The organism is Bradyrhizobium sp. 172, from assembly GCF_023101065.1.
Classification (GTDB): domain Bacteria; phylum Pseudomonadota; class Alphaproteobacteria; order Rhizobiales; family Xanthobacteraceae; genus Bradyrhizobium; species Bradyrhizobium canariense_D.
This window is the reverse complement of sequence record NZ_CP064701.1, coordinates 4,331,471-4,344,379: the sequence shown is the minus strand read 5'-3', so window position 1 is coordinate 4,344,379 and position 12,909 is coordinate 4,331,471. Positions and strand designations below refer to the sequence as shown.

The 12,909-nt window shown below is 62.6% G+C and carries 14 protein-coding genes; 6 read left to right on the top strand and 8 right to left on the bottom strand.

The window, feature by feature from the left end:
- The first annotated feature begins 366 nt into the window (after window positions 1–366).
- Entirely contained in the window at window positions 367–1,263 is an 897-nt protein-coding gene (locus tag IVB07_RS20985; protein ID WP_018454504.1) for a DMT family transporter, read from the top strand.
- A 169-nt stretch (window positions 1,264–1,432) separates the two neighbouring features.
- Here the strand turns inward: IVB07_RS20985 and IVB07_RS20980 are convergent, their stop codons facing one another.
- Window positions 1,433–1,825, bottom strand: a complete 393-nt coding sequence (locus tag IVB07_RS20980) for a hypothetical protein (RefSeq protein WP_247766644.1) — start codon at window positions 1,823–1,825, stop codon at window positions 1,433–1,435.
- Between the two features lie 802 nt (window positions 1,826–2,627).
- A complete protein-coding gene (locus IVB07_RS20975) occupies window positions 2,628–3,086 on the bottom strand; it encodes a hypothetical protein (protein WP_157642913.1) in 459 nt (152 codons plus the stop codon).
- Window positions 3,087–3,387: 301 nt separating this feature from the next.
- Between IVB07_RS20975 and IVB07_RS20970 the strand changes: the two genes are divergently transcribed.
- Window positions 3,388–3,852, top strand: coding sequence for a GrpB family protein (locus tag IVB07_RS20970; RefSeq protein ID WP_245288385.1), 465 nt, complete (start codon window positions 3,388–3,390; stop codon window positions 3,850–3,852).
- A gap of 178 nt (window positions 3,853–4,030) precedes the next feature.
- Here IVB07_RS20970 and IVB07_RS20965 read toward each other — a convergent pair whose 3' ends face one another.
- The gene (locus tag IVB07_RS20965; protein ID WP_018454499.1) at window positions 4,031–4,225 is read right to left on the bottom strand and encodes a hypothetical protein; all 195 of its coding nucleotides are present in this window, start codon (window positions 4,223–4,225) and stop codon (window positions 4,031–4,033) included.
- 436 nt (window positions 4,226–4,661) lie between these two features.
- A complete protein-coding gene (locus tag IVB07_RS20960; protein ID WP_039799060.1) occupies window positions 4,662–4,889 on the bottom strand; it encodes a hypothetical protein in 228 nt (75 codons plus the stop codon).
- A 324-nt stretch (window positions 4,890–5,213) separates the two neighbouring features.
- On the opposite strand from IVB07_RS20960, the gene IVB07_RS20955 reads away from it, so the two are divergent.
- Window positions 5,214–6,137 (top strand): arginase family protein, encoded by a 924-nt coding sequence (locus IVB07_RS20955; RefSeq protein ID WP_247766643.1) that lies wholly within the window; start codon window positions 5,214–5,216, stop codon window positions 6,135–6,137.
- On the opposite strand, the gene IVB07_RS20950 is transcribed toward IVB07_RS20955, so the two are convergent.
- From IVB07_RS20950 to IVB07_RS20940, 3 genes are all read right to left on the bottom strand, one after another.
- Window positions 6,134–8,386, bottom strand: coding sequence for a CHASE3 domain-containing protein (locus IVB07_RS20950; protein WP_247338038.1), 2,253 nt, complete (start codon window positions 8,384–8,386; stop codon window positions 6,134–6,136). The two genes, IVB07_RS20955 and IVB07_RS20950, sit on opposite strands and share 4 nt — an antisense overlap.
- Window positions 8,383–8,805, bottom strand: coding sequence for a response regulator (locus IVB07_RS20945; protein ID WP_085353532.1), 423 nt, complete (start codon window positions 8,803–8,805; stop codon window positions 8,383–8,385). The genes IVB07_RS20950 and IVB07_RS20945 overlap by 4 nt, the downstream gene beginning before the upstream one ends.
- Before the next feature lie 240 nt (window positions 8,806–9,045).
- Complete coding sequence (locus tag IVB07_RS20940; RefSeq protein WP_039799071.1) at window positions 9,046–9,747, bottom strand: BA14K family protein; 702 nt, start codon at window positions 9,745–9,747, stop codon at window positions 9,046–9,048.
- 246 nt (window positions 9,748–9,993) lie between these two features.
- Here IVB07_RS20940 and IVB07_RS20935 point away from each other — a divergent pair, with 246 nt between their 5' ends.
- Window positions 9,994–10,401 carry an NADH:ubiquinone oxidoreductase subunit NDUFA12 gene (locus IVB07_RS20935; RefSeq protein WP_026232746.1) on the top strand — a complete coding sequence of 136 codons (408 nt, stop codon included), beginning with the start codon at window positions 9,994–9,996 and terminating at the stop codon, window positions 10,399–10,401.
- Between the two features lie 420 nt (window positions 10,402–10,821).
- Here IVB07_RS20935 and IVB07_RS20930 read toward each other — a convergent pair whose 3' ends face one another.
- A complete protein-coding gene (locus IVB07_RS20930; protein WP_247766642.1) occupies window positions 10,822–11,508 on the bottom strand; it encodes a DJ-1/PfpI family protein in 687 nt (228 codons plus the stop codon).
- Window positions 11,509–11,599: 91 nt separating this feature from the next.
- Here IVB07_RS20930 and IVB07_RS20925 point away from each other — a divergent pair, with 91 nt between their 5' ends.
- The gene (locus IVB07_RS20925) at window positions 11,600–12,541 is read left to right on the top strand and encodes a GlxA family transcriptional regulator (RefSeq protein ID WP_026232745.1); all 942 of its coding nucleotides are present in this window, start codon (window positions 11,600–11,602) and stop codon (window positions 12,539–12,541) included.
- A gap of 182 nt (window positions 12,542–12,723) precedes the next feature.
- Window positions 12,724–12,900, top strand: a complete 177-nt coding sequence (locus IVB07_RS20920) for a hypothetical protein (protein ID WP_018454491.1) — start codon at window positions 12,724–12,726, stop codon at window positions 12,898–12,900.
- The last annotated feature ends 9 nt before the right edge of the window (window positions 12,901–12,909 follow it).

Genomic DNA, 12,909 nt, shown 5'->3' with positions numbered 1-12,909 from the left:
ACACACTCGCGCCGAACGGATCGAAAACTAGGACTCTCCGTTACGCCCGTCAAGAACTAGTGCGAGTTCCTGAATCAAATACTAAATATGGTGGATTGTGGGGGATAACAGGGGGCAGGCCCGCGCCTGTTGTTGAGCCAAGTATCAGTGAGTCCTCAGGGATTCCCAACCGAAAAAATTTGCATCTTGGGGGGCCGCTGAGGCTTCACCCCGCTGTTCACAGGGCAGGTATATTTTTGAATCGCGGGCTTGCCTCGGGGGGACTCACGTAGGGCTACGGAAGGTGAGGGCAGGCATGCCCGCCGGGGTGGTGGTGGGAGGCGCGAATCCGCGCCAAGCTGCCCTCGATTTTGCCGGACTACCCATATGCTTGATTCGACTCGGCCGGTGCTGCGAGCGCGCATCGCCCCGGCCGGCCTGATATTCCTCGCCATCACCTCGGTGGGCTGGGGTTTCAATTGGCCGGTGACGAAATTCCTGCTCTCCGAGCTGCCGCCGCTGACCTTGCGCGGGGCGACGGGCGTGCTCGGCGCGGTGCTGCTGGCGGCGCTGGCACTGATCCGCGCTGACAGCCTCAGCGTCCCGCGCGCGATCTGGCCGCGCCTCGTGACCGCCGCGATCCTCAACGTCACCGGCTGGATGGTGCTGATGGGTCTGGCACTGCTGTGGCTGCCGGCGAGCGAAGCGGCGCTGATCGCCTACACCATGCCGGTCTGGGCCTCGCTGATCGCCTGGCCGGTGCTCGGCGAGCGGCCGACCTTGTTGCGCACCATCGCGCTGGTGATGGCCTTTGCCGGCCTGGCCTCGATCATGGGCGGCAACGGCTTTGCCGCCACTGCGGACAAGCTGCCGGGCATCGTTATGGCGCTGTGCGGCGCGCTCGGCTTCGCCGCCGGCACGGTGTTTTCGAAGAAGTACCCGATCCGACTGCCGCCGATCACGGCCGCGGCCTGGCAGATCGGGATCGGCTGCCTGCCCATCACGATCATCGGCCTCGCCATCGAGACCACGCATCTGGAGCTGGTGACGCCCGTCGGCTGGTGGCTCCTGGTCTATTCGACCGTGGTGCAGTTCTGCATCGCCTATGTCAGCTGGTTCGCTGCCCTTGCGCGCCTGCCGGCCTCCGTCGCCGCGATCGGCACCATGGCGGTGCCCGTCATCGGCGTCGTGGCGTCCGCGATCGCGCTCCACGAGCCGCTGGGGGCAGGGCAGATCGCCGCGCTGATCTTCACGCTGGCGGCCGTGGTGCTGGCGACGCGGTAGGGCGTATATTCATGAGCGGCTGGCCGCCTGGACTTCCGGTTCATCGTCAACATCGGCCGGAGAGCGGAAGGTCTCCGAGCTCGCAGATGGGCCAAGAGCCGACCTGCCTTGCGGGGGATTGTCTCTACCAAATCGGTTGGCGAACTCTACGACCGCTGCTGCAACATCTTTACGCCTGGCGTCCGTGCGTGTGGAATCCCAGCGGTCCTGTGAACCTGATAACCACCTTTTCAGGATTGGATTTCGGCCGAGCATCGGTCGTCCAAGATAGCTCTCCGGCCCGGACCTTGACAACATCGCGACTGGTGCACGCGGACTCGATCGATGAGAATATCTGCTTTGCTTCATCGACCGAAAGCTTCATCGATTGACACTCACCAGCGCCGACCGACACAAGGGTCAAACCAGACCGTTCGACGCGGAAGTACAGCCCATTGGTCAGCGTGACTTTTTCCTCAGGTCCCAGCTCGGCGCCAATACGGGCCAGCGCTTGAGACCCAACTCGCGACAGGAGCCGTCCCAACACTTCGAAAAAGACTTTGATCTTTCGGTGATCATTCATGGGTCGGGCGCCATCGTACGTGGTCCGATGGGGGGACAAAAGCAACTCGCCATTGGCAAACAGTACAACATCCGCTTCGGGTCAGCATACGAACTCAACTGAGCAAATCTGGTCCGCCATGCTTCGGGGAGCGACCTCCTGGAGGGCTGCCGCCATCTGCAAACCTTCTCAGAAATACTACGTCTTTTCTTTCTACCCCGGGAGCGAGGTTTCGGAGAGCGTTCTAGCGAGATATATCTCAAGCCCGACCAGAAGCGGTATTCCCGCGCCCCAAATGTAGCTCAGGCCACGCATTGTTGCCTCCGTCAGGATAAGTTTGAGCCGCTGCTTCGGGCAGTCTTCCAGGCCAAGGAAGCGGCCACGACAAACGACACAAAACAGAACGCGATCACCCCCAAAGCGCGGACATCGCGGCGCGGCTCGTTGAGCCACACGAGAGCCGCCAGGCAAAGGAGCGCCGGGACCGCGCAGGCTTGTGTTGCGATATACCGACGCCTCAGCGCCAATGGCGCGCGGTCCCCCCAGATAAACGCCTCAACCTGAAACTTGCGAGAAATTGCGTCCGTCCGGGGGAGGCACGACCTATCTAGCTCTGCCACGATGGATTGAAATCCCCATCCGGCAATGCCCAGCAGTGAAAGTCCAAAAAAGAGTAAGAACAGCGACACTTCACGTGTCTAGCAGCTTCAACACAACCGCGCGAGACCAGTTAGTCCGCAATGGGTCCACAAGGCGACAGACATGCTGTTTTGGTCGGAGTCATTTTGGGCGAGCATCGGCGTCACGCCTCATGGGAACAAAGCTAGTGGAAATCCCACGGTGAGCCCTGTCTGGAGGGTCCCCACGCATACGCCTCCTCGCGGCTGTCGAACGGTCGGATCATCGGCTCCGAGAAGCCGAGCACCTCATAGCAGTACTCGCTACCGACGAAGGAGAAATGTCGTGGCTTCCGGCCGACTGGATCGGTCGCCGCGTATGCTTTCAACAGTGCGGAATTTACAGCCTCCTTGACATAAACACCGCCGTCGTACATTCCCGCGCTATCCCCATGATCGGCTACCGAGTAGATCATTTCATCGAAACCCGCGTAAATCTCGCAGGACACTTCGATGCCATAAGCGCGAGGACTGGGATTTGGTGCCACGACAATGAGGTAGAGCACGCCACGCCAAAGGCCTTGATCGAAAACATAAGGCGGGCGTTCGATACCATCGATAATCGACGCATATTGCCGCCATTTGAGAGTGGGATCAGGGAACAAGCTGCCTCCATGCATCTGAAGTTCACATGATAGCGGAACGTGAGATGTCCGCTACGGGTCAAAGTGGGAAGAACTCAACCTGAGCAAATCTACTCCGCCATGCCTCGCTAGATGGACCTCAATATGGTGCGCCGACGACGTCGCTGAAGCGCCAAAAGCTGACCCGTATATCGGGAGATGCCGCGCATTGCAGTGACTCCGATCACATGCAGGAACGGTGGTCTGTTCCAACATGGCCGTTTGAGAAGGGTAGCTTCCAGCGAGGGGACAGAATGGAGAAGTATGGAGGGGCGCCATCGAGGTGCGTGACTATGACCCCGACTGGCCAGTTCGTTTCCAGCAGGAGTGCCGTCGCTTGCGATTTGTGGTCGGTCCGGCGCTCAAGATCGAACACATGGGCAGTACGTCTGTGTCCGGCCTCTCGGCCAAACCGATTATCGACATCTTGGTCGGCCTCCCGAACTTGTTGCGCGCGAAGTCCACGTTTGTGAGGCCATTCGCGCAACTCGGATACACCTACATCCCCGAGTACGAAGCATGGTTACCTGGTGAACTGTTTTTTCGGAAGAGGATGCCTGGACCCTGGACACACCATCTTCACATCATGGAGCAATGCAATCCACGCTGGAGAGATTTCCTGCTGTTTCGCGACTACTTGCGCTTACACCCGGAAATCGCTGCCGCGTACGGAAGCCAAAAGAAATCGCTCGCGGATGAATTTGGCAAGAACATCGAGGGCTTTCGCAAAACAAAACATCGGTTGTGAGGGAGATAACCGACAAGGCGCTATCAGCATTCGGGAAGTATTGTTTGCGCTGCCACAGCGACGGGATATGCCGTGCGGCGCTGCTAAGATGTCCGCTTCGGGTCCACAAGCGGGAATGCCAACGAGCAGCTCCTTGCTCGAGCCTCACAGCGCAAGGCACGGGTGGAGTTCTCTCCCTTCAGGCGCTTGGCAGGGACCGAGTAAGGAGCTGCCGGCGAGCCTTCTTCAGATCGGTCGCCAGTTTTATTTTCTCTCTCAAAACGAGGATTTCGGAATATTCCTTTTGGATCTCTGGGCGGGTGCGAAGTGCTTCAAGCTGCTGGGCGGTCAGTTTCAATATCGCGGCAATATGCGTACTCTGGATGTGGTGCATGGCAATCAAATCCGCTGTTGGAAAAACGGAACGCCACGATACAGCGAACTGCGGTGCGGCGTCGCTGGAAATAAACAGCCAGCCTTACTGTCGTTTTTTTTGCAGCGCGTCACTGCCCTCATCAGGTAGGGGGCTGCCGTCTGCTCATAATGAATTTCTTGACCGCATGAATCGTGCGAGCAAGCTGTCGCGGCCGGCGACTACGCGGCGGCGTGACTAGCACAACGAAGAGCAGGTTCAGCAGCAGCCAGCAGCCGACCGCGATGAAAATGTACTTCATAACTCCTCAAGGGTGCCCTCGGAAGAGCACTGCAAGAAGAGCGGCAGCAACAATCGCGAGCCAGATCATCGAAACAACGAAGCTGGCGAAATGCCAATCTACGTCGCGGCGCCTGGGCTGCATTGTGTCTCCTTCCGGAGGCCGTGTGTCGTCGTCTCAGCGGCCTCTATCGTCCTTGCCGTTGGGGCTGCCGTCTCCGCCGCCGTTGCCCCAGCCGTTGTTGCCGTGATGGTGATGGTCGTCGTGGACCGCGCCTGCGCCCGACTTCGCGATCGCATCCGATGTAAGGGATGTCGACAGGAGTAGGGTGACGGCTGGAGGTGTCACCGCCGCGAACTTTCCGCAGGTTCTTAAGAACTCGCGACGGTCGTCCTGATCTGGCATGCGTTTCTCCGTCCAGAGATAAGCCCAAATTAAATCACAATAACTGAATTAAATCAATTTAATTCGTTCCAGAAGAAAGCGGCTCGTCCACTCCCTCAGGGGAAGCTCGACGCGCTGGAGTCCGCTGTGGTCACAAGCCGCCGACCACGCCGAAGGTGGGAGCTTCCGCTTTGCCTTGGTAAGCCGACGTTTATGAGGTCACGTCCTCCGCGAGAGCGGCTTCGACCGCTCGGCTCGGCGGCAGGCCAAGAGCAGGTCAGGAACTCGCGGAGGCGTTGCGGATTGGCTCTGTCGGCCGGACTGAGTGCCTCCAGCGAGACGGCTATGGCGAGCGACCGCAACACATTCCTCGGCGTCGCGGCGTGCGACCTTGCCCTGCCTCTTGGCGAAGCCGACGTCGTCATCTTCGGAGCTGCCGACGCCACGCCGCATTTGAAGGGCAGGACCAGCCATGCCGCGAATGGCCCAGCGGCCATTCGCAATGCTTTGCGCGTTTATCAGACCGACCTTGCCAGGTGGGATTTCGACCAAGACGGAATCCTGCTCGACCCGGAGCAAATCCGGGTCGTCGATGGCGGCGATCTTGCCACGTCACCCGAGGCCCCCGAGCAAAACCGGAATGCAATCAGGTCCGCCACCAGGAAGATCCTGAAGTCCGGCGCGGTACCCATGCTGCTCGGCGGAGATGATTCTGTCCCCATACCGTTCTTCGAGGCGTTCGAAGACATGGGCAAGCTGACGATCCTGCAGATCGACGCGCATCTGGATTGGAAGGACCAGCGCGACGGCTCAGCACATACGTTTTCCAGCACGATGCGGCGCGCCAGCGAGTTGCCTTGGGTCGAACGCATTGTGCAGGTCGGTTTAAGGGGTATCGGTGGCTCGGGCCTGCAGGAGCTCAGTTGCGCGCGGAACTGGGGCTCCAGGATTTTTACGGCACGAGACGTCAAAAGCCGGGGCGTTCAAGCCGTCCTGAGTGCAATCGAGGACAGCGCGAACTGCCTGATCACGATCGATTGCGACGGCCTGGATCCGTCCGTCATTCCCGGCGTGCTGCTGCCGCAGCCTGGCGGCTTGTCCTATTTCGACGTCATAGACCTGATCGCGGGCGTCGCCTCGAAGGCCAGAATTGTCGGTCTTGATCTGGTCGAATTGGTGCCGGAGCGTGATCCGCAGAATATTGGGGCGATCTGCGCAACGCGGATCATCTGCAACGCCATTGGACATATCGCCAAGCAGAAACGCTAGCCGGTGGGCATGTGTCCGAGCGCCTTGCGGATCATCGCGGCGAGCTGGTTGCGGCGGTAGGGTTTTGTCAGCAGCATGACGCCGTCGTCGAGCTTGCCGTGGTGGACGATGGCGTTGTCGGTATAGCCGGAAGTGTAGAGCACCTTCACGCCGGGGCGGATCGTCGCCACCTTGTCGGCGAGGTCGCGTCCGCTCATGCCGCCGGGGATGACGACGTCGGTGAACAGCAGATCGAACGGCTGGCCGGCCCGGATCAACTCCAGCGCGGCCTTGCCGTCGGGTGCGGCGACAGTCTGGTAGCCGAGGCTCTGGAGCTGCACGGTGACGAAGTTGCGCACCAGCGGATCATCCTCGACCACAAAAATGGTCTCGGCGCCACCCTCGGCCGGCGGTGCGGCAGAGGTGACTGGCTCGGTCATGCCTTCGCCCGGCGGCAGATAGAGCTTGATCGTGGTGCCGTGGCCTTCCTCGCTGTAGATCTTGATGTGGCCGCCGGATTGCTTGACGAAGCCGTAGACCATGGAAAGGCCGAGGCCGCTTCCCTTGCCGACCTCCTTGGTGGTGAAGAACGGCTCGAACGCCTGCTGCTGCACCTCGGCCGGCATGCCGGTGCCGGTGTCGCTGACGGCGAGCATCACGTAAGGGCCGGGCCGCACGTCGGGATTGCTTTGCGCATAGGCCTGATCGAGCACGACGCGGTGGGCCTCGAGCAGCAGCTTGCCGCCGTTCGGCATGGCGTCGCGGGCGTTGATGGCCATGTTGAGCAGGGCATTGGTGAGGCGGGACGGATCGATGTGCGCGGTCATCTGCCCCTGTTCGAGCACGGTCTCGATCTCGATCTGCTCGCCGAGGGTGGGGCGCAGCAGTTTCGCGATATCCGCGACCGCGGCGTTGATCTCGACGTTGCGCGGCTGCAGCGGCTGCCTGCGCGCGAAGGCGAGCAGATGCTGAATCAGCTCGGCGCAGCGCTCGGCGGCCTCGTCGATCAGGCGTGCCACGCGCTGGAGCTCGGGCTGCTGCTTCAGGCTCGCCACCAGAGTCTCGGTATTGCCGGAGATCACGGTCAGCATGTTGTTGAAGTCGTGCGCGACGCCGCCGGTGAGCTTGCCGATGGCATCCAGCTTCTGCGACTGGTACAATTGCCGCTCGGTCTCGCGCGAGGTGGTCGCGTCGTGATAGACCAGCACCGCGCCGGAGACGTTGCCTTTCCCGTCCAGCATCGGCCGGCCGCTGATCATGAGATGACGGGGAGCATTGCCGCTGTGCGGGCGGACGATCATCTCCATGTTCTCGAACGGCTCGCCACGCAGCACGCGTGCCGACGGTAACTCGTCGGCCTTGAGCGGGGTGACGCCGTCGCCGTGAAGCACGATGGACATCGCGCGCAGATTGCGCAGGTTCATGCCGGTCCGGTGCAGCAGCATGCGCTCGGCGGCGGGATTGGACAGAAGGACATTGCCCTCGGCATCGATGACCAGCACCGCCTCCGCCATGCTGTGAAAGGTGCTCTGGAGCACGTTGACCGAGAGGCGCAGCTCGTCATGCGCGGTGACCAGATGCTCGGTGCGCTCGGCCACCGCGGCCTCGAGCTGCTGCTTGGCGGCCGTGGTCTCCATTAGCGTGCTCTTGAGTGCGCCCTCACTGCGCCGGCTCTCGCGCATCATCATCACGACCAGCAGCAGGATCACCAACGCGCCGGCGACGTCGATGCCGAGCAGCACGATGCCGGTGCGGCGCGAATCCTGGGAGCGCGCCGCGAGCAATCGTTCTTCCTCTGCGCTCAAATGATCGAAATTGCCCATCACCGTGTCCATGAGGCCACGGCCCTCGCCCTTGCCCTGGACTGCGGCAATGCCGGCCTGATCGTTTCCGGCGCGCAGGCGCATCACTTCGGCGGCGATCTCGATCCGGCGCAGCGCCAGCGGCTCGGTGCCCTCGAGCAGCGCGACATGTTCGGGAGTGTCGCGCACGCTGCGCTTGAGATCGGCGAGTGCCGGTGCGATCCGGGCGTGCACCGCCTGGAATTCTTCGCTGAAGCTCGGGTTGCGATAGATCTCGTAGCCACGTGCGGCGCTCTCGGCACTGCGCATCAGCACGCGCAGGTCGGAGATCTTCTTCAGCACCTCGACGGTGTGATTGACCCAGGCCGCATCGGACCGTGACTTGACGTCGAGGCCGATCGAGGCCGCGGTGATGATCAGGAGGATGGCAAGTCCAGCACCGAGAATGACGCGCTGCGTTGGGATCAAGGGACTTCTTTCTTGTCCTTCGGCTGCGAGCCATCGCCCGGCACGGCGATGCATTCCCGGATCGTGGTCAGCAGCGTGTCCGGCGTGAACGGCTTGCGCAGGCAGCGGGTCGCGCCAAGCTCCAGCGCCATCCGGAGGAAGTCGGGAGAGGGCGAGGCGGATGATGCGAAGGCGTAGCCGGACATCGCGATTAGCGGAACCGCCGGCGCGCGCTCGTGAAAGATGCGAATGGACTCGAAGCCGCGCATATGCGGCATGAAGATGTCAACCAGCATCACGTCGAAATTCTGTGTTTCGAGCGCAGCCAAACCCGTTTCTCCGCCGTCAGTCAACGTGACGTCGAAGCCCTGACGTTGGAGGAGGACCTCGATGGTCGCGCCGACCATCGGATCGTCATCAACCACGAGAATGCGCGGCATGACACTTCCCAGTCATCGAAGTCCCCACAGCCAAGTTGATACAGGTGAATCGCGCGTCGGGTCAATTTGGGATTGGATAAGGGTAGATATGCACGGTGCGGTGAATAAAGGTCCGCTCGCATCGATTGTACGCGACACTTGCCGATGACGAATACGAGGCGAGCGAAACAGGTGAGGCGCCTGAATGAAAAAGGCGCCGCATCGCTGCGACGCCTTCTTCTTCAAGTGTTTCAGGTCCTGTTACGGGCAGGGATGACGCTGGCCGTCATAGCCCAGATAGGTGCCGGACGCCGGATCGTAGGACTTGTAGCGCTGCGCGCAGTAGGCCGCGGAGTCGCCGCCGCCATCGGGGACCACGGCCACTGTCGGTTCATCATAGTAGCTGTCGCCGTAATAGTAGGGGTCGTCGTAATATCCGCCGCCGTAATAGGCGTACGAGCCGAGGCCGCCGATCGCAGCGCCGGCCGCGAACCCGGGCCAAAAGCCGCCGCCGTGACGATGATGCCAGTGACGACCACTCCAATTGCCGCCACCGCCCTGCCAGTTGCCCGCAGTCGCGACGCTGCGTGTACCGCTGTAGGACGGCGAGAAGGCCTGTCGGCTCACCGTGCCGGCTGCGAAGCTGCCACCGCCCGGACGTACTGCTGCGCCGGCCGCGAAATTGCCGCCGCCGCCGCCGATCCGCGCGCCGCCGAAGTTGCCGCCGAAGTTGCCGCCGCCCATGCGGGCGCCGCCGCCACCGAAATGTGCCCCGCCGCCGCCGCCGCCACCGAAGCGTGCTCCGCCGCCGCCGCCACCGAAGTGTGCTCCGCCGCCGCCGCCACCAAAGTGTGCTCCGCCGCCGCCGACCGCTGCGGCCCGACTTTGGGCAAAGCTCGGCGTCGCCAACGGGATAACCAATGTCACTGCCGCAGCCGTGCTCAAGACTTTCAGACTTTTCATGATCAAAACTCCTTTTCCCGGAAGCAAACCCCATGAAAGGGCCGGAGTTCCTGGGATCACGGGGGTTTGCGTGCGACGAAAAGTTCTCATGGCGACGCTGTATCCGGCATGAACGGATCGCGTCCGATTTGCGGCAGCGTTCCGTGCCGGGGACCGCATCTGCAGCGGGGCATTGCCGCCCGCGCCGAACTGGACATTTCGCCGTCCGGATGGCATCAGGACCCGACGAAGCAGGGCCCTTGCCGCATGAAACAGTTCTTCCTCAAGTTTTTCACCTGGTGGAATGGCCAGACGTTTGGCACCCAACTCTGGACCAAGCGCTACGGCGAGCTGGTCGGCCAGGACGAGCAGGGCAACCTCTATTATCGCACCCGCGGCGGGGCGATCGACCCGGTGCTCGGCTTCGAGCGCCGCTGGGTGGTCTATAACGGCTACGCCGAGGCCAGCCGTATCCCGCCGTCCTGGCACGGCTGGATGCATCACACCGTCGACGTGCCGCCGACGCAGGACAACTACCAGCCGCGCGAATGGGAAAAGCCGCACCAGCCCAATCTCACCGGCACGGCCAACGCCTACCGTCCCGCGGGCTCGACGCTCGCCAGCGGCAAGCGGCCGAAGGCGACCGGCGACTATCAGCCCTGGACGCCGAGCTAGCCTTCCGATTCCCGTCTCACCCTTGTCGTGGGAGTGGATGCAGCCGCATCCGCCTCGCTTTACTGTGGACAACGGGAACAGCGGGGATGAGTCCTGCGCGGGGGTTGCAGCCACGCGGGCGATGCGGCTCAATGGTCGCATCTTACGGAGATGGGAGACCATCGCGTTCGGTTCGGGCAACAGTTCGCGACTGTCCCGAAATGCAGCGGCCGCCGACCAGGACTCGATCGGGAGATAGGCCCCCGGTCTGGAAGCTCCGAAATCGCCCGATGAAATGTGCAGCCGCCGTAAGACAGGAAAGGCCGCTCGGGAAACCGGGCGGCCTTTTTCTTTGGTAGACGGGCGACTGGATTTCGCGTGCCCCGGACGCTGCGCAGCACCGCTACGCGCTGCAGCGCGTCCGGGACACGAGAGTGGAGACTAGGTCATCCGCTCGGCCGCACGCTTCACCGCTTCGAGGCGGCGAGCCTGGTTCGCTGCGCCGCGCTCCCTGAGTAATGCCAGCACCTCCGCCGGCGCGGTATCCGGCGAGCCTGCATTGAACGGCGGGGCCGGATTGTATTCGAGCTGAAGCTGGATCGCCTCCGCGATGGTGCGATCGACCATGATCGACACCAGGGTCAGCGCGAAATCGATTCCCGCGGTGACGCCGCCGCCGGTGATGCGGTTGCGGTCGACGCAGACGCGCGTCTTGGTCGGCGTCGCGCCGAACTGAGCGAGCATCTCCATCGCGCTCCAATGCGTGGCGGCGCGATAGCCCTTCAAGAGGCCGGCGGCGCCGAGCGCCAGCGATCCCGTGCAGACCGAGGTGACGTATTTGGCACCCTCGGCCTGCCGGCGCAGGAAACCGAGCACCTCCTCGTCATTGAGCAGATCGTTGGTGCCGCCGCCGCCGGGCACGCAGATCACGTCGAGCTGCGGGCAGTCGGCGAATGTCGTGGTCGGCGTCAGCGTCAGCACGGAATCGCTCGGCACGGGCTCGATCCGTTTCCAGATCAAATGCAGTTTTGCGCCGGGCACGGAGGAGAACACCTGCAAGGGGCCCGTGAAATCGAGCTGGGTGACGCGCGGAAACACCAAGAGACCGATCTGGAGCGGGGACGACATGAGAGCCTCCAATTATGAGCTTGACGGAAGCAGCCTCTCATGATGCCTTTCCGTCCAGAATGGCGTATTTCCCTCGCTTTCGGACATGACCATGATCGGCATCCTGATCTTCCCGGACTTCCAGTTGCTCGATGCGGCCGGCCCGATCTCCGTGTTCGAGATCGCGGCGCGCTGCACGGGCAAGACGACGACCGGGATCCGCGTGCTGGCGGTGAGCGCGGGGCCGGTGCGCAGCTCGTCGGGCGTGGAGATGATGGCGCGCGACTTCAAGTCGGCCAATGCGATCACGACGCTGGTCGTGGCGGGAGGCGCGGGCGTGACGGATGCCGCGCGCTGCGAGGTCACGCGCGCCTTCGTGCAGCGGCTGGCGCGGCGCGGCGTGCGGGTCGCGAGCGTCTGCTCGGGCGCCTATGTGCTCGCCGAAGCAGGCCTGCTCGACGGCCGCCGCGCCACCACGCATTGGGGACGCACGCGGGATTTCGTCGCGCGCTATCCCAAGGTGAAGTTCGAGCCGGACCAGATTTTCACCCGCGACGGCAATGTGTGGACGTCGGCCGGCATCACGGCCGGCATCGACCTTGCGCTCGCGATGGTAACGGAAGATCACGGCGAGCAGATCGCGCAGGACACGGCGCGGCAGCTCGTGCTGTATCATCGCCGCAGCGGCGGCCAGTCGCAGTTCTCGTCACTTCTGGAATTGAAGACGCCGAACGGCCGCTTCGGTGCGCTGCTGTCCTGGGCGCGCGAGAACCTCGACGCTCGCTTGACTGTCGAAGATCTCGCCGACCGTGCCGGCATGAGCGCGCGGCATTTTGCCCGCGCCTTTGCCGCCGAGACCGGCACGACGCCCTCGAAGGCCATCGAGCGCTTGCGCATCGAGGTCGCGCGCGAGCGCGTGCAGTCCTCGCGCGAGGCGATCGAACTCGTCGCGGAGACAACCGGTTTCCGCGATCCCGAGCGCATGCGGCGCGCCTTCATCCGCGCCTTCGGCCAGCCGCCGCAAGCGCTGCGGCGCGCGGCAAGGGCCGGGTAGGGAGAATTGATCGAGTTGGAGAGCCCGCTTGAGCAGGTGAGCACACTTGGATATTTGAGCAGACTTGCATATTGCGCGGCATTTCCCCTTTTGGAGCCGGAACGGACCTCGTCAAGCGAATGCACCCGTTGTAGACGATGTGTACAACACGTACCGTCGCCGATCCGATGCAAGGAACCCCAATGACCGATCGAGAAAAGATTCTGATTGCCCTTCGCGAAAAACCTCTGAAGACCTTCGAAGTCATGAAGCGCGTGAACATCAAGAATCAGGACGACTGCCAATCGCTCCTGTTGAAGATGCGTGACGAAGGCGCCGTGAAGTTTGATATTCACAAGGGACATTGGCGCGCTGCGTGACGACATTCG

Bases quoted from the DNA above. Each gene is read 5' to 3' on its own strand.
- IVB07_RS20985 (WP_018454504.1), top strand. From the start codon at position 367: ATGCTTGATTCGACTCGGCCGGTGCTGCGAGCGCGCATCGCCCCGGCC.
- IVB07_RS20980 (WP_247766644.1), bottom strand. From the start codon at position 1,825: ATGAATGATCACCGAAAGATCAAAGTCTTTTTCGAAGTGTTGGGACGG.
- IVB07_RS20965 (WP_018454499.1), bottom strand. From the start codon at position 4,225: ATGCACCACATCCAGAGTACGCATATTGCCGCGATATTGAAACTGACC.
- IVB07_RS20960 (WP_039799060.1), bottom strand. From the start codon at position 4,889: ATGCCAGATCAGGACGACCGTCGCGAGTTCTTAAGAACCTGCGGAAAG.
- IVB07_RS20955 (WP_247766643.1), top strand. From the start codon at position 5,214: ATGGCGAGCGACCGCAACACATTCCTCGGCGTCGCGGCGTGCGACCTT.
- IVB07_RS20945 (WP_085353532.1), bottom strand. From the start codon at position 8,805: ATGCCGCGCATTCTCGTGGTTGATGACGATCCGATGGTCGGCGCGACC.
- IVB07_RS20940 (WP_039799071.1), bottom strand. From the start codon at position 9,747: ATGAAAAGTCTGAAAGTCTTGAGCACGGCTGCGGCAGTGACATTGGTT.
- IVB07_RS20935 (WP_026232746.1), top strand. From the start codon at position 9,994: ATGAAACAGTTCTTCCTCAAGTTTTTCACCTGGTGGAATGGCCAGACG.
- IVB07_RS20930 (WP_247766642.1), bottom strand. From the start codon at position 11,508: ATGTCGTCCCCGCTCCAGATCGGTCTCTTGGTGTTTCCGCGCGTCACC.
- IVB07_RS20925 (WP_026232745.1), top strand. From the start codon at position 11,600: ATGATCGGCATCCTGATCTTCCCGGACTTCCAGTTGCTCGATGCGGCC.
- IVB07_RS20920 (WP_018454491.1), top strand. From the start codon at position 12,724: ATGACCGATCGAGAAAAGATTCTGATTGCCCTTCGCGAAAAACCTCTG.